The sequence below is a fragment of the Pseudomonas sp. VD-NE ins genome, from assembly GCF_031882575.1.
GTDB lineage: Bacteria > Pseudomonadota > Gammaproteobacteria > Pseudomonadales > Pseudomonadaceae > Aquipseudomonas > Aquipseudomonas fluorescens_BZ.
In genome coordinates, this window is sequence record NZ_CP134772.1 from 1,981,739 (window position 1) to 2,002,911 (window position 21,173).

Annotated in this window: 14 protein-coding genes; 1 reads left to right on the top strand and 13 read right to left on the bottom strand. The window is 55.4% G+C overall.

From position 1 onward, the window contains the following. Window positions 1-79 precede the first annotated feature (79 nt). The 5 genes from RMV17_RS08770 to puuE form a co-directional block, all read right to left on the bottom strand. The gene (locus tag RMV17_RS08770) at window positions 80-1,393 is read right to left on the bottom strand and encodes a urate hydroxylase PuuD (RefSeq protein WP_311886273.1); all 1,314 of its coding nucleotides are present in this window, start codon (window positions 1,391-1,393) and stop codon (window positions 80-82) included. 51 nt (window positions 1,394-1,444) lie between these two features. Then, the gene (locus tag RMV17_RS08775) at window positions 1,445-1,948 is read right to left on the bottom strand and encodes an ureidoglycolate lyase (RefSeq protein WP_034151759.1); all 504 of its coding nucleotides are present in this window, start codon (window positions 1,946-1,948) and stop codon (window positions 1,445-1,447) included. 135 nt (window positions 1,949-2,083) lie between these two features. Beyond that, window positions 2,084-3,079, bottom strand: a complete 996-nt coding sequence (alc, locus tag RMV17_RS08780; protein ID WP_311886274.1) for an allantoicase — start codon at window positions 3,077-3,079, stop codon at window positions 2,084-2,086. 87 nt (window positions 3,080-3,166) lie between these two features. Then, window positions 3,167-3,682 (bottom strand): 2-oxo-4-hydroxy-4-carboxy-5-ureidoimidazoline decarboxylase, encoded by a 516-nt coding sequence (gene uraD, locus RMV17_RS08785; RefSeq protein ID WP_034151758.1) that lies wholly within the window; start codon window positions 3,680-3,682, stop codon window positions 3,167-3,169. After that, window positions 3,679-4,605: an allantoinase PuuE gene (puuE, locus tag RMV17_RS08790; protein ID WP_034151757.1), complete on the bottom strand. Its 927-nt coding sequence runs from the start codon at window positions 4,603-4,605 to the stop codon at window positions 3,679-3,681. Before puuE ends, uraD begins: the two co-directional genes overlap by 4 nt. A gap of 420 nt (window positions 4,606-5,025) precedes the next feature. Here puuE and uraH point away from each other — a divergent pair, with 420 nt between their 5' ends. Further along, window positions 5,026-5,379: a hydroxyisourate hydrolase gene (gene uraH, locus RMV17_RS08795; protein WP_008080901.1), complete on the top strand. Its 354-nt coding sequence runs from the start codon at window positions 5,026-5,028 to the stop codon at window positions 5,377-5,379. A 177-nt stretch (window positions 5,380-5,556) separates the two neighbouring features. Here the strand turns inward: uraH and RMV17_RS08800 are convergent, their stop codons facing one another. The 8 genes from RMV17_RS08800 to RMV17_RS08835 all read right to left on the bottom strand — a co-directional run bounded on the left by RMV17_RS08800 (window position 5,557) and on the right by RMV17_RS08835 (window position 21,118). Continuing rightward, entirely contained in the window at window positions 5,557-7,446 is a 1,890-nt protein-coding gene (locus tag RMV17_RS08800; RefSeq protein ID WP_311886275.1) for a hypothetical protein, read from the bottom strand. Between the two features lie 200 nt (window positions 7,447-7,646). Then, window positions 7,647-9,077, bottom strand: a complete 1,431-nt coding sequence (locus RMV17_RS08805; RefSeq protein WP_311886276.1) for a hypothetical protein — start codon at window positions 9,075-9,077, stop codon at window positions 7,647-7,649. Between the two features lie 151 nt (window positions 9,078-9,228). Further along, window positions 9,229-12,771: a calcium-binding protein gene (locus RMV17_RS08810; RefSeq protein ID WP_311886277.1), complete on the bottom strand. Its 3,543-nt coding sequence runs from the start codon at window positions 12,769-12,771 to the stop codon at window positions 9,229-9,231. 134 nt (window positions 12,772-12,905) lie between these two features. Continuing rightward, entirely contained in the window at window positions 12,906-14,795 is a 1,890-nt protein-coding gene (locus RMV17_RS08815; protein WP_311886278.1) for a hypothetical protein, read from the bottom strand. Window positions 14,796-14,844: 49 nt separating this feature from the next. Beyond that, window positions 14,845-16,707: a hypothetical protein gene (locus tag RMV17_RS08820; RefSeq protein WP_311886279.1), complete on the bottom strand. Its 1,863-nt coding sequence runs from the start codon at window positions 16,705-16,707 to the stop codon at window positions 14,845-14,847. A 93-nt stretch (window positions 16,708-16,800) separates the two neighbouring features. After that, window positions 16,801-18,534 (bottom strand): hypothetical protein, encoded by a 1,734-nt coding sequence (locus tag RMV17_RS08825; RefSeq protein WP_311886280.1) that lies wholly within the window; start codon window positions 18,532-18,534, stop codon window positions 16,801-16,803. A gap of 429 nt (window positions 18,535-18,963) precedes the next feature. Next, window positions 18,964-20,841, bottom strand: a complete 1,878-nt coding sequence (locus RMV17_RS08830; protein ID WP_311886281.1) for a hypothetical protein — start codon at window positions 20,839-20,841, stop codon at window positions 18,964-18,966. A gap of 49 nt (window positions 20,842-20,890) precedes the next feature. Next, window positions 20,891-21,118, bottom strand: coding sequence for a hypothetical protein (locus RMV17_RS08835; RefSeq protein WP_311886282.1), 228 nt, complete (start codon window positions 21,116-21,118; stop codon window positions 20,891-20,893). Window positions 21,119-21,173: the final 55 nt, after the last annotated feature.

Below are 21,173 nucleotides of genomic sequence, written 5' to 3' on the forward strand. Positions count from 1 at the left end.
GGCGATTCGCGAGCAGGCTCGCTCCCACAGGAAATGCGCGATCTCTGTGGGAGCGAGCCTGCTCGCGAAGCTTTGTTGCTTAGTTGGTCTGTGCTCCCTGGGCGATCCATGCACCGATCAGGTCACGTTCCTGCTGGGTCATCTGCGTGATGTTGCCCAGTGGCATGATCTGCGTGGTGATGGCTTGCGCCTGGATGCGCGCCGCGTTCTGGCGGATCTGCTCAGGGGTGTCGAACATCACACCCGCTGGTGCAGCGCTGAACAACGGGCTGGTCGGTTTGGCCGAATGGCAAACCGCGCAGCGCTCCTGGATCACTGTGTGCACTTTGTCGAAACCCGGGCCAGCATTCGACGCCTGTGCCGGTGCAGCAGGTGCTTCTGCGGGTGCAGCAGGTGCCGCCGCTTCAGCCGGTTTCGCGCCACCGCCCAGTGCCGTCTCCGGCAGCGGTTGGTACTCGATTTTCGCTGGTGCCTTGGCCACTTCCGGCGCGGTCGACATCGGCGTCGGGCCGGTGACGTAGGCCAGAGTGATCATGCCCACCGCTGCCACTGGCAGGGTCCAGGCAAACTTGTGGCTGTCGTGACGGGTGTTGAAGTAGTGACGCACCAACACTGCCAACACTGCGATCCCGGCGAGGATCAACCAGTTGTACTGGCTGCCATAGGTGCTCGGGAAGTGGTTGCTGATCATGATGAACAGCACCGGCAGGGTGAAGTAGTTGTTGTGACGCGAACGCAGCAAGCCTTTGGCTGGCAGCGCCGGATCCGGCGTGCGGTTCTCGGCAATCGCGGCGACCAGTGCACGCTGCGCCGGCATGATGATGCGGAACACGTTGCCGACCATGATCGTGCCGATGATCGCGCCGACGTGCAGGTACGCACCACGACCGCTGAACACTTTGCTGAAGCCATACGCCGCGCCGATGATCAGCACGAACAGAATGAAGCCGAGCAGAGCAGGGCGTTTGCCCAGGGCCGAATCGCACAGGAAGGAGTAGATGAACCAGCCGAGGAACAGCGAGCCGATACCGATGGCCACGCCTTCAGGGCCGCTCAGTGTGCTGCCCGGAGCCAGCAGGTAGAGCGTTGGGTTGGAGTAGAACACCACGCACAGCAGCGCGATCCCCGACATCCAGGTGAAGTAGGCTTCCCATTTGAACCAGTGCAGGTTCTCCGGCATCGACGGCGGGGCCAGTTTGTATTTTTCGAGGTGATAGATACCGCCACCGTGGATCGCCCACAGATCACCGGCCAGGCCGGTTTTCGGGTTGACGCGGTTGAGGTTGTTCTCCAGCCAGACGAAGTAGAACGACGCACCGATCCAGGCCACGCCAGTAATCATGTGAACCCAGCGCACGCTCAGGTTCAGCCATTCCAACAGATGTGCTTCCACAGTCTTTACCTCTCGCCTGTCACTCTTGTTGTCGAGTGATCAGACCTTCTCTTATTGGTGGGGGGCGAGGATCAAACGCTCATCCTCTTTGAAAAAATGCTCATCGCAGTTATTGCCTGTGCCACTGCGATCAACCACCAGGAAGTCATCCCGCTTTTCGATCGTCAGCACCGGATGGTGCCAAACGCCGCGATGGTAATTAATGCCCTGCCTGCCGTTGGTGACGAAGGCGCGGACCAAGCCTGATACAGGTTCATCGCCAACGGGCGCGACCACGATCAGAAAGGGGTTGCCGAGCAGCGGAATGAAAGCCTGGCTGCCCAGCGGATGGCGTTCCAGCATGCAAACGGTCAGCGGCATGTCCTGCGCGTCGGCGCGGAAGATGCTGATGATCGCGTTGTCCTCAGGCTGAGCGGTTTCGACCGTCGCCAGTTTGTGGAAGCGCATGGTCGAACCGTTGTTGATCATGAAGTGATCGCTGCCGTCGGTTTCGATGACGTCACCGAAAGGGGCGAAGGCTTCTTTGCTCAGCGGTTCAATCGTTAGTGTGCGCATGCTGTTCTTCTTATCCGAATTCTGTGTTGACTGTTCTGACGCCTTCGCGAGCAGGCTCGCTCCCACAGGGGAATGCATTCCAAATGTGGGAGCGACGGTGCGACGATTCGACCTGCTAGCGATTGGGTTCAGCGCTTATTTCGCGACCTTGCCCAAAACGCGCAGGCGACTCACACCACCATCCGGGAACACGTTCAGGCGGATGTGGGTGATCGGGCCCAGTGCCTTGATCTGCTCGACGAAGGTGTGTTCGGCGTGCATTTCCAGCTTCTGGCTCGGCAGCAGTTCACGCCAGAACAGTGACTGGGTTTCGATCTGGCTGTCGGTGCCGCCTTTCACGAACGCGCCCTGGATCGAGCAGGTGTCCGGGTAGTTGCCTTTGAAGTGCAGGGTGTCGACGACGATCTTCTCGATCTCGCCTGGGTGACCCAGCGCGACGATGACCCAGTCATTGCCCGGCGTGCGACGACGTGCAGTTTCCCAACCGTCGCCCATGTTGATGCCACGGCCCGGGTTGAGGATGTTGCTCATGCGGCCGAAGTGTTCGTCGGAGCAGGCGAGGGCGCGGCCACCATTGAGGGCTGCTGCCAGATCGACTTGCTCGTTGTCGCCAACCGCCGACCAGTCGCGGAACGGAACACCATACACGCGCAGACGAGCTACACCGCCGTCCGGGTAGATGTTGAAGCGCAGGTGGCTGAACGCTTGGTCGTTGCTGATTTCGTGGTAGTGGTGGCTGTTGCCCTGCAGCTCGACGGCCGACAGCACTTCAGTCCACTGGGTGTTTTCATCAGGCTCGCCCGAGGCCAGGAAGCACGCTTCCAGAGAGGCCGATGGCGGGAAGTTGCCGGTGAAGAATGAAGTGTCGATGTCCACGCCTTTGATCGAACCCGGTACGCCCAGACGGATTACGGCGCTGTCGAAGCCTTCGAAGCGCTTGCGGCGCGATTCCCAGCCGTCCATCCACTTGCCGTTGTCATCGAACACGCCCTCCTTCCATACGGCCGGGGTCGGTTGGAACAGACGATTGGCGTCTGCGAACCAGTCATCGGTGACCGAGATGATTTTGGTGCCCAGACGGGCATCGGCCAGGTTGACGAATTTTTCGAAAGGTACGGCGTAAGCTTTCATTCTTCTTGTCTGCCTTTAAATAAGTGGCTGGGGATGCTTGCAAGACCCTGGGTACTCTCCGCGTTTGATGTACTCGGGTCAGGCTCGCTATAGGGTCAGTAAACGGAACAGGGCGATCTTGTTGATCTCCGCCAGCGCGCACTTGAACTCGGTGTCTTGCGAGTTGTGAATGCGCGTTTCGAACGCCGCGAGGATCTGATGCCGGTTGCTGCCTTTTACCGCCATGATGAAGGGAAACTTGAACTTGGCTTTGTAGGCGTCGTTCAGCTCGGTGAAGCGCTGGAACTCTTCGGCCGTGCATTGGTGTATACCGGCGCCAGCCTGTTCATTGGTGCTGGCTTCGGTCAGTTGGCCCTGGACGGCAGCTTTGCCGGCCAGGTCCGGGTGAGCGTTGATCAGGGCCAACTGACTGGCGTGATCGGCGCTCAACAGGATGTCGCTCATGCGCTGGTGCAGGGTTTCGATCTCGTCGATCGACGCGTCCGCGCCCAAATCGTAGGCCTTCTCGGCAACCCATGGCGAATGTTCGTAGATGTCGGCGAAGGCGTTGACGAAAGCGTCGCGGCTCAGGCTCGACGGTTGCAGGGTTTGAAAGCGGCTCATTTGGCGGCCCCTTGGTACGGCTGGGTTTCGTGCCAGTGACGCGCGATGTCGACGCGACGGCTGAACCACACCTGTTCATGACTTTTGGCGTATTCGATAAAGCGTTTGAGCGACGCGATGCGACCCGGACGGCCGATCAGGCGGCAGTGCAGACCGATCGAAAGCATCTTCGGCGCTTCGGCACCTTCGGCGTAAAGCACGTCGAACGCGTCTTTGAGGTATTCGAAGAAATCGTCACCCTTGTTGAAACCCTGCACCTGGGTGAAGCGCATGTCGTTGGTGTCGAGGGTGTACGGGATCACCAGATGCGGCTTGCCGGTCGGGTTGTTCGGTTCCCAGTAGGGCAGGTCGTCGTCGTAGGTGTCGCAGTCGTAGAGGAAACCACCTTCTTCCATGACCAGACGACGGGTGTTCGGCCCGGTGCGGCCGGTGTACCAGCCCAGTGGGCGCTCGCCGGTGATTTCGGTAAGGATGCGGATCGCTTCGAGCATGTGCTCGCGTTCCTGCGCTTCGTCCATGTACTGGTAGTCGATCCAGCGGTAGCCGTGGCTGCAGATTTCGTGGCCGGCATCGACCATCGCGCGGATCACGTCCGGGTGGCGCTGAGCGGCCATGGCGACGGCGAAGATGGTCAGCGGAATGTCGAATTCCTTGAACAGTTTCAGAATCCGCCAGACGCCGGCACGGCTGCCATACTCGTAAAGGGATTCCATGCTCATGTTGCGCGCGCCTTGCAGCGGCTGGGCGGCAACCATTTCAGACAGGAAGGCTTCGGATTCTTTGTCGCCGTGCAGAATATTGCGCTCGCCGCCTTCTTCGTAATTGAGCACGAACGACAGGGCGATGCGGGCATTGCCCGGCCAGTGTGGGTGAGGAGGGTTACTGCCGTAACCGATCAGGTCGCGTGGGTAGTCAGCGCTCACTGCAGTCTTCCTTCTTGTTCGTTGACAGATTTGTGTGGCGGCCTGGCAGGCTGGCGTCACAGCGATGGGCTGATTGTATACAACTTTATTCGCAATTTGTAAGCCTGAATTTTCGCATTTTTCACCGACTGTCATCTTTTGCTGCTATTGGCGTAAGCCTGCAAGAAACCTGCCTGACCAGTCAGCTAATGGATAGGAGGTTCAATGAATAGGCGTGTTGCTGGCAGAACACGAGGAACCCCCCGAATGGCGGGGGTGATGTGAAAAATGTCGTTTTTATTGTGTACAATTTTTTTGAAAAGTGTCTTAATCAGTCGCTCGCCGCAACTTTTCGTGCTCCGAATCGGTGCGGTCTCCTTTTCAACTGACTTCGGGAGGCGCGAAGTCTGACTGCTCCTTGCAGGCAGGCGCGCAGAATCAATGGGACGTTTGACAACACACGTTTTGGACGCTGCACACGGTTGCCCGGGCAGTTCGATCAAGGTCGAGCTGTACCGCGTTGAAGGTTCGCAACTGGAATTGGTCGCCAGTGCTGTAACCAACAGCGATGGCCGGGTCGATGCGCCGCTGCTGCAGGGCGATGACTATCGTACCGGCGTTTATCAGGTTCAGTTCCATGCGGGCGATTACTACCGCGCCCGTGGCGTTCAGTTGCCGGAGCCGGCATTCCTCGACGTGGTTGTGCTGCGCTTCGGCATCTCCGCCGAACAGGATCACTACCATGTGCCATTGCTGATTTCGCCGTACAGCTATTCCACGTACCGGGGCAGCTGACCCCCAAGCAGCTGCCCCCACCGGGAAGCGACTGCGCATATAGCTTCTTTGGTCTTTCGCCCGCTCACACTGCGGGCTTTTTTATGCCTGCATTTTTGTCGATCTGCCCGCGTACGCTCCGGAGAGCATTGGAGCGCGTTGCTGTGCGGGGCGGGTAATCGTTGATTGACAGCTCGTTCAGCTGTGTCGAGTGACGATAAGGTTGGGTTCGTGAGTCAGCAGAGGTTCGTTGGTGCCCAGCAAAAAAATGATTCTGTTCGTGCGCAAATGCTCTCTGAGGTTTTCTTTGACGTCGGTGTCCATTCTGTTTTGGGGGGACTTTTTGTTGCCGGATATTATTTTTTCGAGCCAGGTAATCGGATTAAAGAGACGCACAACGTAGTTTGGAACCTTGTCCATGAACATGATGAAAACATGGTCGACACCCGTCCGGCTGATCAACAGGGCATTGCCCTGGATGACGCCAAAATTATGGAGAATCTGGTAGCCGTTTGCGCCAAGAAGATCTTTGAAAAGTATTCGCGTGGTTTGCCGATGACTTTGATATTGCGAGCCGGATAACAGATTCGGATTGAAGTCGATTCTTTGTAGACCTTCAGCGGACGGTAACGGCATAGGCCTATTGCCGTTTGCGTCGGTCGGCAGTGGCGAAAGGAGCATCAGCGGGTCGATCAAGTCCTGACGAATGTGTCTGTTATCGCCCCCGAAGCGATTCTCCCAGTACTTCATTGTCTCGAACAATGCATTGATTCCGGGCCCTGTCATTTCATCGGAGTCATTGGCCCGATTGAACATCTCCCGTGCAACCTTGTTTGCGGAGTGAGCAGAAAGGTAGGAGAACTCATTGCTGACAATTTGCGTCAGGCTTTTTGCAAATGGCAAACCCTCCACAATTCTCCATGTATCACTGCCGAGCCCCGTCCTCCTGTCCGCCAGCTTCATCACCCGCCTGGGTTGTAACTCAGGCGTGGTCAGCAGCATTTGTTCAAATGCATCGAAACGAGTGGCAGAAAACTGTGGAGGCTTGATGAAGACAAGCGCCTCAGTAGCGTGGCCTGGCTGATCCAGTATCGCAAAGTGCCTGCCGTCGATTTCGATGGAGTCGCCGACTAACGGTTGGGTCGTGCTGCCCCAGCTGTTCCAGAGTTCACTGGTGGGCATGGGATCAAGAGGGTCGCTGTCTCCTTGCAGTCGAGGGTGTTTACTTGGGCCCGGGCCGAACTCTTCTGGCTGAGTGAGGGCGCGAGAACTGCCGGGCTGCGGATCTTGTTGCGTATCGGCAATGGCCGGCAACTTGCGGCGCCAGAGGAAGTGTCCCGGAATCTGCTCGAACGTGATATCCGGCACAATATTCGTTGATGAAGAAGCCAGTTTGTATGCGCCTTCCTTCTTGCTAACCTGGACGGTTCCTTCGGCGATATCGATATACATACTCCTGCGCGGCCCGGGGCGGATACCGTCCGGGAAATCCTTTGCGGCAGGGAGAAGGGTTGCCAGATTCGCGTCGAGGAGAAACATCGCTAGTGACGTTTCGGCAGACTGTTGGTGCACTGGCAGATTACTCTGCCTGGACTGAGCCATGTACCACGGTGCCTCGATTCGCCAACGTGGCTGGCCGTCGATTTTTTTCAGAATCGGCGGCGTCACACCCTGTGCCTCGGGCCAGGGAATCTGGTAATCACCGGCGGCGTTGAGTTTCACCCGGTAATGAACGCCTTCTTCCAGGTGGGCATACGTCTGACCGTCCAGGTGCACGAAAAACCCGTCGACAGATTCGTGCGGCTGCAGCAGATGGATCTCTGATTCCGGCAGGGCAATGTCGGCCAGTCTGGCATTGGTTTCGGTGATCACCGAGAGCGTTATGTCACTCACCACAACACCTGGGTAGCCAGTGACTTCGCTGCCAGACGAATGGGGAGTGAAGGTGCCCGGCAGTTGATGAGTACCCGGCGCAAAAGCGCCGGAGCTGCCGGGAATGGGTACGCTGCGATTGCCAGTGTTGGTAGTGTTGATGTTTGGGGTATCAGGCGACGCAGAGTGACCCGTGGGCTTTGGGGTTTTGATCATTGAAGTGTCTCGAAGCGATTCATGTTTTCGTGCTCACTGCCCTGTTCGATCATTGGTCTTTGAAAATGAACAGAGGGGTTTGGCGGCGTCTTGCGCGCCGGGGGAAATGCTGTGGTTGCCTGGCTTTCACTCGGAAGTCGGGGGGGCTGTGCTTGCGATACTTGGGCGAATATCGGGCGCAGAGATTCCGGATGGTGTATTCAACCTTCCCTGACAATGAACAGGGTGAAGCTATCGGGGGAAACCTGTTGTTTACCCCCTGCCAGATGGACTGTCATGCCTGGGGTGAGCATGTGCATCCAGCGCGACTTCGCGATCTTTGCCCTGAATACCGGATCGCGCAGTTGCGGAGTGAGTTCGAAAGGACGTTCCAGGCTGACGCTTTCATCGTGGACGGGCAGCCTCAGTACAAAAACAGTGTCCATGTTCGACCGTTGAAACAGCAAAGCGTCCTCGCTGAGCATCCTGTTGTCACGATCAACGTGATAGCCGTAGTCCTCCAGAATATCGGCGAATATGTTGCGCAAGCTGAATTCCGGGCCATTTAGCCCATAGAGCCCTTTTTCGAGTTTGTGAATATCAAAATCAATCCGCAGGAACTCGGGAGAGCGGGGCGAAGGAAGCGATATCGTGCGTCCGGACAGATCCACATACAGTCGTGATGCCAACTCGGGCAGTAACATCAAGGGGTCGGCGAGGCGAGGTGGAACAGAACGGGGCACGGTTCTGTTCGCCCAGGCATGAAGGGTTTCATTCAGCCTCCACAGGCCCTCTCCCGTCACAGTGGGCACTAATTCATTGGCCCAATTGAAGGCGGCGCGCGCCAGTTGGGTCAAGGTTTTATCACTCATGTATGGAAAGCAACTCGCTACTTTTTCAACCAGCGTCTGTTGGTATTGAAGCGTCTGGGAAATCTTCCAGTCCCCATGGCTCCTTTCTGCCAGCCGGGGTTGCCGATTGGGGGCGCTACGCAACATATGCTCGAATGCCTCATAGCTACCCGGAACAAAATCCGGATGTTTCAAGTAGACGTGGGTGGTACTGCTGTTCAAGGCTTGCGGAACGATTGCATAGTAAAGATCCGCGATTTCAATAGCGTCATCTCGCGGTGGTTTCATGTAAGACCCCCAACCCAGCCACTCGACGTCAATCATAAAGCCCGGTTTCTTTTGCCAGCGGTTAGTTCCGGGTATGCGCTCAACGGGAATGCCGTAAGTCATGCTCGGGGTAGAAATCCTGTAGCCATAGCGGCCATCCTTGCGCGCCAGGAAGGTGCCTTCCAGCAAGTCGATATAGGGTCTTCTCCGATTGTCGTAACGAATGCCGTCCAGGGAATAAGGCGCGTCTGAAAGCGCAGCCAACTGCTGCGGTGAAAGCGCTTCAGGCCACGACGCATTCACGTTGCCAACCTGACCGGTCATTTCGTGCTTTTGTACAGTCAAGAGGCGGGAGAGGTCGAATTGTGGGAGCGGCTGTGTGTGCAGGTCAGAAGCCGGATGGGCGACCGAAAAATGCGAGTCGGCGCTGTTGGCAGGACTACGCGCAGAGAACCCTGGAACCGGTTCGCGGCCTGATGTTGGCGTGGGTTTGACTGTACCGGCCGCTGCAGTTTTTGTTGAGGTCTTTACCATGATTGTAATCCGTTAGAGAGATTGGCCTGACAATGCTCCCCGATAGGATGTTCTTGAGTGCGGTATATATATATATATATATCTTGAAAGCAGCGAGTTGGTTGCGTTTCAGAAAACTGCTGAAACGCAACGGTCAACGTTCTGCTTACAATTATTCGTCCGATAGTTCAGCGTTTGGCACATTAGCGAACTGATGTTTACAGCGACCCGCAACATGCAGATCGGAATAGCTGACTTCTCGGGAATTTCCTGCTTCAGCAAGCATCCATTTACGATCTTGCAGGCTGTACCTTAACGTTCCCCTGCTACCGTTTTTCATGAAGGCATTTCTTGCCCGCAATTGCAGGCGCGCGAAGGGTACGAGTTCCTCGGGCAGTTGCGATCCCGTGAGGGGCTCAAAGTATCTTGCATCCAGGCTATCGATACGAACGCTCTCAAAGGTCAGATCAACGGTGTGTACAACGCCTTTCGGTCCAATCACGAAGATCTGATCAACAAGATCTTCCGGGCCGTAATCCGGCAGGTGAATGGTGACGGTTCCAATGTGCAGTTGGTTGTCTTTTAATATGACTTTGAATTTTCCGATTTTCGTCGCGTCCAGCTCCCAGGTAGAGGAATTATTCAACCTGATCGCAGCACTTTGCAGGCCGCCGGGCGTGGAGATACGCAAAACCCGGTGTTCTCGTAAATGCACAAGATAAGTTGCCCCTGCGCCTTCGATGTTGTCGATGGCGACCAAGGCGTCCACGGATTTCAAGTTCACGCACGATGGAACATGATCAAGTTTGAACGCGCTTGATTCCGGAAGCTCGAAAGTTGCCTTGTGGTGCATACGCAGAGGAAAACGCAGGTCGTGACTGGTGAGGGTGCTCGCGCTATTGCTGTGTTTGTAATGTGCTGGTGGCTTGGCATACTCGCTTTCAAGGATAAGGGTATGCGACTTCTTGTCCCTGAAAACCAGCATGTAGCCATGGGTGCACGTATTGTCCATGATTTCCGGGAGGGCCAGCTCAAGCGTGGTCTCCAGACATTGTCCATACCCGACAATATGTAAAAGATGCTCGCCAAAGTAGAAAAGAAAGTCACAGGAAATGTTGATTCTGCCTTCTTTTGCGAACTTGTTGGTTTCGGATGATGGGGTGGTGGCAAAGGCTACGTGCGCGCTCGTCAGTTCATGACTGTCGAAGTCGAGGAAAATGCGCGTGCCATAGAACGAATCCGGGTCACTGCCTGTGATGAACTGGGTATGTTTATTGTGTCGTTGAACATAGTAGTTGGTGTTCTGCAGGGTGGGGACCTTGCATACGGACTCGTGAAGAAACACGGTTCTCTCCGGATAACCGTCTTTGAGGCTTTCAGCTGTTATTTCGGTATCGCCTTCGAGTTCTATTGTTTCGGGCAGGTCGGGCCTTAAATGGTAACCGTCGCGGGTGACAAAGGTCAGTTTGTTGTTGATCAGTTGTCGCTGGCCATCGACTTTCTTATACACGTCTTCTATGTAGAGGGTGCTTCTACGGCCGTAGTGAAAGTCAAACTCCAACGTCAGGGCCAGGGCGTTGCGTATTATTTTCCAGCCCAAGATATGATCGCGGCGCCAGCCCAGGGATATTTGACTTTCGTCAATACCGTCTTCTGTAATACAGACCCAGCCTTCGGGTAAAGCGACGTGATAAAAGTCTTTTCCTGGTCCGCCGAATGCTTTTGTACAGTCTTTCAGTAGATAAATAGTGTCGTCACCCGCGCCGGCATTGATCGTGTCACGCCCCCTTGACATGATGATGTTGGAGTCAGCCGTGCCTGTGACGATAGTCGAGCCGCCCGACAGCGTGTAAACATTCTCGATACTTTCCAATTCAGTCTTGTGGATGTATTTCTTGTCGCTGTACGACTTTTTCGTAGACAGGATTTCAACTGTTCCGGCTGCCAGATCGATGCTGTATTTGCGGTTTTCGGCGGGATAAATCTGCTTGCCATCCATTACCAGGGTATCACTGCCGTCACCTCCCTTGAGCGTGGAAATTCCACTCTCCAGGTAGTATTCCTGAATCAGCCCCGCCGCATATTGGGCAACGAACTTGTCATCCTTGTCGCCTCCGCTGAGGATTTTCGTTCCCCTGCCTGAATAAAACGTGTTGGGTTTTTTCCTGACCCCGACAATCGAATCGTTCCCGTCGCCGATCATCCATATCACGCCTTTGTTTTCACCCGGGATGCCGAGCACGGCACCCGGCGTCTGCGCAGTAACGCCTTCTCCAGCGTCGATCGTGTCGTCAATTGAAACCATCTCGGGCACATAAACGATGGGGTTGATTTTCACGCCCGACCAATGCGTTGCCGGCTCTCTTCTTTTATTCATTCGATGTTCATAACGCCCGTGAACGACAGCCTCGGTGGTGTCTTTATGCGTTTCGTCGAGAAGGGTTCTGGCAGTCTTTTGCAGTCGTTTGGCTGTTTCGATTTTGGCTTTGGCCAGTTCATAGCGATTCTTGATGTCTTGATCGATATCCAGGAAGAAGACAAACGAGAACCAGCCGGTGCGCCAACGTTCTTCAAGGGTCAGTTCAATGTAATCGTCGATTTCATCGACCATGCGGACTGCCCCGTAGACCTGCGAGCCGATTGCCATGATTGCTCCGGCCGCCAGCCCGACCGGGCCAGCGGCCGAAAAACCTGCCATCGCGGCGGCGCCCAGTATGACGGTCATGGCCGCACTGGCGATGTTCAAGCCGCCGCTGACGTAATGATCCATCGCTTCTTTACCGGTTTTATTACTGGCTGCGCTGAACTCCCTGTAGGCGCTGTAAATATCGAACGGTAATGTCAGTGCGCCGCCGATTAACCCTCCTGAGCGGCTTAACTTGATCCCGGCGCTGGTTTTGGCAAAGTCCTTCAAGGCACCACTACTCGCCTCGATCATGCGTTGCCCCACTTTCGTGACGACCACATCAGTGATGATCGAGCCGACTTCTGTGCCGATACCAATGCTGTTGAAAATGATCTCATCCCGGTCATTTTTTTTTACGGCATCGTAAATCCCCCGTATGCCCATCAAGATTCCGAACGACTGAATACCAACGCTGGCGCCGACGGTGGAGAAACTCTTGATCGCCAGCCAACTCGGGTTGCTCTGCTTTGATGAATAACCCGGACGCAAGTCAAGCTTTTGTGCCAGATTCAGGAGTTGGCACATTTTCTTGCGGTAGCCGCTTTCGTCCACGTTGCCACCTGCTTCATCTCTGATGACCGGTGGGGCGGAAGGAGGGCGTACGCTGGACAATTCGAACAATAGCGAGGGCAACAGATAATCATCCCCGAACGTCGATACTTTCATACGCTTTTCAATTTCCGGATAACTGAGCTGCAAGGCGTTTATGAATGATCGACCGGGTGTTCGAAAATGCGTGTTGTTACCGGTCAGGGGCAAGCCGTCAATGGTCGCGCCCAAGGCATCGAGGCCCCGGCGAGTAATGGTGTAAGGGCCGATTTTAAAAGGGCCATACAGGTCGTCGAGCATCTTGAGCTGGCCGGGTTTGCGTCGTCCGCTTTCAGGCTTCGAGTGTTCGGGATCTTTATTGCGTTCCGGCTCGTAATCGAGCGTAGAAGAAGTACGCTCATTGGCATGCATGCCGATATCGGACACTTCGACAGAGTTTTCTTGTGTAATTAAATGATCAATGGCTTCAGGGACGGGCATGCGTACTTCCTTGTTCGCAAGGCGATGTTTATTTTTCGTAGATAAACAAGTTGAGTGAGGGGACGGAGTCCCCTTGGTGTTTCGGATCGGACGAGTTTGTTTTTCTGGTTCTCTTTAGTCTGCCTGGCACAGAGTTATTCAATTCTGCTGATGAACAGAGTCTTTTCCCCCAATAAGCCAGTGGTGCCGGTTCCCGCTAGATAAATGATCTTATTTGCTACGAGGTGACGTTCAAGGATTTGTTTGTCCTCAGGCCGTATTCTGTTTTTCAGTGCATCTTTCGTTAACCAGTTAACCGGGGAATCCGAAGGCAAATTACCGTAACGCCAGCTCGTGAACAGAATGAAAACGCTGTCAACTCCATATTGCTGGATCAGCAAGGCATCTGCTGCATGATTACGAAAGGTGCTGGAAACCTGGTAGCCGCTACTGCGCAGGATATCTCTGTACAGATCGCGATTGGATTGATTCTGGTTCCCGGACTGCCAGAGGTGGAATACGTTCGGGTCAATGTCGATTCGTTGCAGGCCTTCCGTGTGCGACAGGGGTATAGGCGTGGTGCCGGACACGTCTTTCGGGAGTGTGGCGAGGAGCATCAATGGATCACTCAGACCTTGATACGGGGTCATCCTGTTACTCGGGTATGTGGGGCGATTCTTCCAGAATCTGAACGTTTCGGACAATGATTGCACCCCGGCGCTCGAAAGTTCCGAATATTCATTGGCTCGTTGGAACATCTCTCGTGCAACTTTTTTGGCGGAATCATGGGAAAGATAACCAAACTGGTCACTGACGTACTGGGTCAGGCTTTTTTCAAATGGCACGCCGTCCAGAACTGCCCAAGTGCCAACACCGCGGTTCGCCCACTGACCCTCTGACCTTACCGCCACTCTGGGTTGCAGATTAGGGGTGGTCAGCAGTATGTATTCGAAAGCTTCGAAACGTGGGGCGGAAAAAAACGGATGCTTGATGTAGGCCAGAGTGTCAGTGGCATGCGTTGGCTGGCTGAGAATGCCTATGTACAAACCGTCGATGTAGACGGCGTCGCCCTTTACCGGTTTCGTCGGGCTGCCCCAGCTTTTCCAGACCTCTGAGGGACGTGCAGGAATGAGCGGATCGGCAAGCCTGGGGTCTTCAGAGGGGCGAGCGCGTTTACTTGGCCCGGGACCGATTTCCTCCGTTTGAATGAGCGGACGCGAACTGCCCGGTTGTGGATCGGCTTGCACATCCGTGGTTAGCCGCTTGACGCGCCAGAGGAATTGCCCAGGAGTCTGTTCCACCGTGATGTCGGGGACATTGGTTCTGGATTCGGAGGCCAGTTTGTATTCGCCTTGTCCGTTTCTGCGAACCAGGAACGTTCCCTCTGCGAGTTCGACGTAGAGTTGATCTCGTGGCCCTTTGCGAATGCCGTCCGCGGATTCGTGCGCGGCCGGCAGGGTGTTTGCCAGTTCCGGTGGGAGGGGGAAGATCCCTTGGGGTTCCCCGGGATGCACGCTTGCGTAGGAGGTATTTTCCTGCGCACCGCGGGCGGTGTACCACGGTGCTTCAATGCGCCACTGTGGCAGCCCTTCGATTTTTTTCAGAACCGGCGGGCTCACACCCGGCGCTTCGGGCCAGGGAATCTGATAGACACCGTCGGCATTGAGTTCTACCTGGTAATGACTGCCTTCTTCCAGATAGGCGTAGGTCTTGCCGTCCGGCGCTGTAAACAAGCCCTCTGCGGTTTCATGCGGTTTCAATGTATGGGCCTGTAGCCCGGGCAAGGTAATTTCCGCCAGCCTGGCATTGACTTCCGTAATCAGCGGATCAGTAATGTAAGTCACCACAATCCGAGGCACGGCCCCCCTTTCGCTGCCTGCAATGATGGGGGTGGAGGTGCCAGGGAGTCGATTGATGTCTGGATTGAAAACTTCAGGATCAAGGGGATTCCTGGCACCGCCCGTGACAATCTCAGGGTGGGTTCTGGGGGGCGTAGTTTTCTCGGGCGAAACCGGGCGGCCCGAAGTGCTTTTCGGTTTGATCATAAGTGTCTCTAAACGGTTCTTCGTGACAGATTGAGTTATCGTTCGTTGATCATTTGATTTTCGTGATAACCAGGCTGGTCTGCCCCTGAATATCGGTTTGAACACCACCCTGCAGGAAACTGATGTTCTGTTCTTCCTGATAAGCGAACAGCGGTTTTTGATCACTGATCGGTAGTTGCCAGTGAGCTTCACTCAATTGAAACTTTTCAAGTTCAAGTTGCTGAAGCCTTCCGTTGACGAGAGCCGGGAATTTCAGTACAAAGACGTGATCAATTTTCTCCCGGTAGAACAGCAACACGTCTTCATCGGGAGGATTTTTCGAATGGATCACCCCATAACCGGCATTCTCAAGAAGCCTGCTGAACAGTTTTCGCAAATTGGCCGTGGTCTTGTCTGCGGCGTATTCGTTCCAGTGTCGAGAGAAGCGACCAGGGTCAAAGTCCAGGCGCATCAAGCCCTCGCTCCGCGAAGCGGCCATCGCCGGGGGGGAGAGGCTGCGCAACATCAGCAATGGCTCGGCCAGTTCTCCTCGCGGAGTGCTGTACCAGTCCCTGTTTGCCCAGAAACGAAACACCTGGTTCATGAGCGTCAAGCCGGATCCGTTGATGATCTCGGACTGGTTCGCCTGATTGAACATGGCTCGAGCGAGGGCGCTGACGGACTGATCCGATAAATACTTGAAGGCTCGGGCGATGTACTGAGTGATCGGCATTTCAAACGGTACGACATTGTCCAGTACCGTCCACTGATCGTTCTTTCTGACGGCCCATTTTGGCTGCAGCGACGGGTTGTCCCGCAGCATGTACTCAAAAGCGTCATACAAGGCAGGTGAAAACAACGGGTGCTGCAGATAAACCAGTCGCGGGTCGGCATTCATATCCTGCTGCATCACGCGATAGTACTGGCCGTCTATTTCGATGTGCTGGCCCAACTGCGGCCGGATACTCTGTCCCCAGTTTCGCCACAGCCCGAAACTCAAGTTGATCGCCTCGGGATGGGCTGACAGCAAGCTCTCGGTCAGCGCCCGGGTAGCGTTTGTACCGTTCTTCAGGTGTGGTGGATTGTCCGGATCCTGGAGCGCAGGTCCGGGGTTTTCCGGTCGCGAGCTTTCGGTTGCAGAGTCGGCTTGCGCGGTAATGTGCTGCCACATTCGTGTTCCGGGAATCTGCTTGAACAGCAACGCGGATGCATTGCGTGCGGTGGCGGAGCTGTACTGATACTGCCCGGCGGCGTTTTTGCGCACCATGACGGTGCCTTGGGCGGTATCGATATAGGTTTTACGGTGTTTGTCGTAGCGAATTCCGTCCGTTGAATGGTGGCGGGGGGAAAGCAGCGCAGCGTCATCGGGCGACAGGTATATCGGCTCTTGAGTAACCACAGCGGCCGTATCGGGCTGTTCATTCTCTGTGTCGTGCGCAAGCCAGTCCGGTCGTTCGAATGTCCATACCGGCTGGCGCTCGGTTTTGATAAGGAAGGTGTCAGCCAGATGAGGGATGAAATGCACAGATATCTGGTAGCGGCCATCGCCATGTTGCTCGACCGGCAAATGCCCTGCGTTTTCCACACGGGCATATAGCTGGCCATCAGGGCTGACAAACAGTTCGTTGTCGGTATCCAGCCGTTTTAAGAGGTGAACCTGATCGGCAGGCCATGCAATTGTTCGTAGCGTGGCCTCAACATTCACTGAGTACGGCGCGGGTATGTTATTGACCAGCATTGACGGTGGGTGCCCGGGCGTTTGTGAAAGGCCTGCGGTCGCGTCTACGAAAGTATGATTTTTGCCCGCATACGTATAAGGCCTGGGAAAGTGAGTCGGACGGGTGCCGGCCATCCCGCCCACAACGGGAACGGTGGTGGGTGAAGGGGAAACGGACGGAAGAATTCCTCCCGTATGTTTAGGTGGTTTGACCATTGATTTGATCTCGTTGTCAGAAATGAAAGGTTGTTCGAATGGGGGGTGTCCGCAGAAGCCGGCGAACAAACCCGTGAAATTGTCAGCGCATATTTACCCTTCCCTGACAATGAACAGAGTCGTACTGCCAGGGGATATCTGTTGTTTGCCGCCCACCAGATAAATGATGTCGTAACGGGTCAACTGCTCATCCAGCGCCTGTTTTTCCGCTGGGCTGAGTGTGCTCTTGAACTGCGGATTAGCCATTTCCGAGCCGGCCACGGTGTAGCGAGGCACAGCTGTTTGCGTGAGCGCAGGCAACTTCAATACGAAGACGGCAGAGAGACCCTCGCGGTGAAAAATAAATACGTCCTCACCATTCGCTAACGGGTGCTGCCTCGGATTGATGGTGTAACCGTTGTCTTGCAACACCTGTTCAAATAGTTCACGTATGCCTGAATTTGCCGGGGTCGTATCCGGGATATCGAAATCCAGACGTTGCAACGGGGTTGAGTCGGGCGCAGGCAAATGAAGCATCCCGCCCTCATATTGGTCGTGGGGCCGGGTGGTCAACGTGGGCAATATCAGCAGCGGATCTGAAAGATCGCGATAGGGTGTCTTTTGGGTCCGATTCAGCCAGTGGCGAAACGTCAGCGACATGATCGTGAGTCCATCGGCACCGATCCCCTGGGGAGTGGTCACGCGATCACTGACGGCTTTGGCGAGGCTGTTTGCCGAACGTTCGGACAGATGCCTCACCGACCTGGAGACGTACTGCGTTGGTGACATCTCGAAGGGCATGACATTGGCCGCCACTTCCCACTGGCCGTTGATTTTCGTTACCCATTTCGGCTGCTTCGAGGGGTCATGCCGCAGCATGTCTTCGAATGCGTCGAAACCCTCGGGTTTAAATGTCGGATGTTGCAGATAAACGTAGTCGGTATCGGACGCCAGGACTTGCTCTACTATCGGATAGTGCATTCCCGCGATTTCTACCGATTCGCCCGTTACCGGTTTTGTGGTTTTCCCCCAGTTTTTCCAATGGGCCGAGGACAGATCCAGCGGAGCGGACTGTTGGCCAAAAATAATGTGGTCGATCACCACGCTTGAACCCGATGACGTAGCGTTGTCTTCGGTGAGGCGCGGACGCTTGGCGGGACCGGGACCGGCGTCAGCAGCAGTGGTTGCTGACGCCTGCGGTGAAGCGGGTGCGGCAATGTCGTCAGAATCCATTTCGCGCCAGATTTTGCTATCGGGGTTTTTTACGACCCATTTACCGGTCGGGGTTGCCTCTCCGGCTCGAGTCTGCCGCCATCCCCCCAATTGTTTTTTCACCATGACCATGCCGTCCGGTATTTCGACATACGCCTTTTTGAATTTGTCGTACCAAAAACCTTCTTCCGTGCTTGGGGTTTTCTTGAGCTGAGCTGCCAGCTCGGCATCGATCAAGTATGACTGTTGCATTTGCGCGTTGACGGACGGCACGGCGAACGCTGGCTCATGACCTGTGGCGAAGTGCCGGGCTATCCAGTTTGCAATGTGCGATGCAGGCGTAACAGCGGCGGGAAGCGAGTCGGCTGCAGTCGGCAAGCGGGGGGCGATGACAGAGGGGCGCGTGTCGGATGTTGCCGGACGGTGGTGAATCGTGACGGTAGGGTGGCTCTCCTGTGCCGGCAGAGTAAAAGGCTGTGAAGAGGGGCCGGCTTCAGTCGACCCGTGCGCCGTACCCCGCGCCGTCATTGCGATTTCGCCGGGCAAATTGCCGAGTGGCGGTAATGGCGGGGTGATCGGCGGCGCGGGCGGTTCGTGTAACTTTGTGTTCGAAGCTATCTTGGGAGGCTTGGCCATTGGTGATCCAGTCGTGTACATGGGAAGAGGCAGGCTCAGGTCGCTTTTGCGCGGGCGCCTGATCACTGACTGCGCAGGGACAATGGTCGGGAAAAAATCGCTGGAAGGTGCGGTATATATGTATTGAACCAGGCGCAAATGCTTCTCGATGTTGCGCAGTCCGCCAGGGCGAGCAGTCCGAAAGTTCGAATAGCCTTCTGGCGACAGCTCGCGCGGTCAGACCACTCAAGTCCGGGGGGGCTCTCCAAGAGCGACCCACCTGTTCTTGAAATACAAAACGCCCGATGCGATGCATCGGGCGTTGGGGTGAAAGAGGGGTAAATTTTTCGGGACCAGACATTGTATTTTTTGTCGGTCTGCCCGCGTACGTTCCAGATAACTTCGGAGGGCGTAGGCGTGTGTTCGGCTAATGGTTGATTGTCAGGCCATTCAGCTGTGTCGAGTGACGATAAGGTTGTGTTGGTGAGTTGGCAGCGGTTCGTTGGTGCCCAGCAAAAAAATGATTCTGTGCGTGTACAAATGCTCCATCAGGTCATCTTTGATGTGGGCGTCCATGTTGTCGACCAAGACTCTTTTTTTCAGCCAGGCAATTGGATCAGGGAGAAAAACAGTGTTGTTTTGAATCTTGTCCATGAACATGATGAAAACACGGTCAACCCCCGTTCGCTTGAACACCAAGGCATTCCCCTGGTGGGCTCTGAAAACATGGGCAATGTGGTAGCCGTGTGTGCCAAGAAGATCATTGAAAAATGTCCGCGTTGTTTGGCGACCCCTTTGATGTTGCCAGCCGTAGAGCAGTTTCGGATTGAAGTCGATTCTTTGTAGACCTTCAGCGGACGGTAACGGCATATGCCTATTGCCGTCTGCGTCGGTCACCAGTGGCGAAAGGAGCATCAACGGGTCGCTCAAGTCCTGATGAATGACATTGTTTTTATCGCCCGCGACGCGTTTCTTCCAGTGCTTGAGTGTATCGAACAATGCATATAACCCTTTCCCCGTCATTTCATCGGAGTGATTGGCCCGATTGAACATCTCCCGTGCAACGTTGTTTGCGCAGGCATCAGAAAGGTAGGAGAACTCATTGCCGACAATTTGCGTCAGGCTTTTTGCAAATGGCCAACCCTCCACAATTCTCCATGTATTACTGCCGTGCCCCGTCCTCCTGTCCTCCGGCTTCACCACCCGCCTGGGTTGTAACTCAGGCGTGGTCAGCAGCAATTGTTCGAACGCATCGAAACGCGTGGCAGAAAACTGTGGAGGCTTGATGAAGGCAAGCGCGTCAGTAGCGTGGCCTGGCTGATCCAGTATCGCAAAGTGCCTGCCATCGATTTCGATGGAGTCGCCGGCCATCGGTTTGGTCGTGCTGCCCCAGTTGTTCCAGAGTTCATTGGTGCGCATGATTACGAATGGATCGATAGGGTGGCGTACTCCCGGTAGTCGAGGGCGTTTAGTCGGGCCCGGGCCGGACCCTTCTGGCTGAGTGAGGGCGCGAGAACTGCCCGGCTGCGGATCTTGTTGCGTATCGGCAATGGCCTGCAACTTGCGGCGCCAGAGGAATTGTCCCGGAATCTGCTCGAACGTGATATCCGGCACAATCTTCGTTGACGAAGAAGCCAGTTTGTATTCGCCTTGGTTCTTGCTAACCAGGACGGTTCCACCGGCGATATCGATATAGATGTTTGCGTGCGGCCCGGGGCGGATACCGTCCGGGGACGCGTGTGCGGGAGGGAGAAGAGCCGCCAGAGTCGGGTCGAGAAAAAATGCTTGTAACGTTTCGGCAGATTGGTGCGCGGCAAGATCGCGCTGCCTGAACTGAGCCGTGTACCACGGTGCCTCGATCCGCCAAACTGGCTGGCCGCCGATTTTTTTCAGAATCGGCGGCGTCACACCCGGTGCCTCGGGCCAGGGAATATAGTAGTCACCGGCGGTGTTGAGTTCAGCCCGGTAATGAACGCCTTCTTCCAGGTAGGCATACGTCTGACTGTCCGGGTGCACGAATAACCCGTCGACAGATTCGTGCGGCTGCAGCAGATGGATCTCTGATTCCGGCAGGGCAATTTCGGCCAGTCTGGCATTGGCTTCGATGATCACCAGGTCCGTTATGTCACTCACCACAGCACGTGGGTAGCCAATGACTTCGCTGCCAGACAAATGGGGAGTGGAGATACCCGGCAGTTGATGAGTTCCCGGCGCAAAAGTGCCGGAGCTGCCGGGATTGGGTACGCTGCGATTGCCAGTGTTGGAACTGTTGATGTTTGGGGTATCGGGCGACGCAGGGAGACCCGTGGTCTTTGGGGGTTTGATCATTGAAGTGTCTCTAAGCGATTCATGTTTTTGTGTTCACTGCCCTGTTCGATCATTGGTCTTTGAAAATGAACAGCGTGGTTTGCCCCAGAACTTCTGTTTGTGTTGCATCCAGCAGGTCGCTGATCTTTTGGTCTTTGCTGTAAGCCGACAGTGGCTTTGGTTCGCTGCTGGATGTTTGCAACACGGCCTCACTGCGCGCAAAGCGCTCAGTCTGTCGCCCGATGCGGTGCATCGGGCGTTGGGGTGAAAGAGGGGTAAATTTTTCGGGACCAGACATTGTATTTTTTGTCGGTCTGCCGGCGTACGCTCCAGAGAACTTCGGAGCGCGTTGC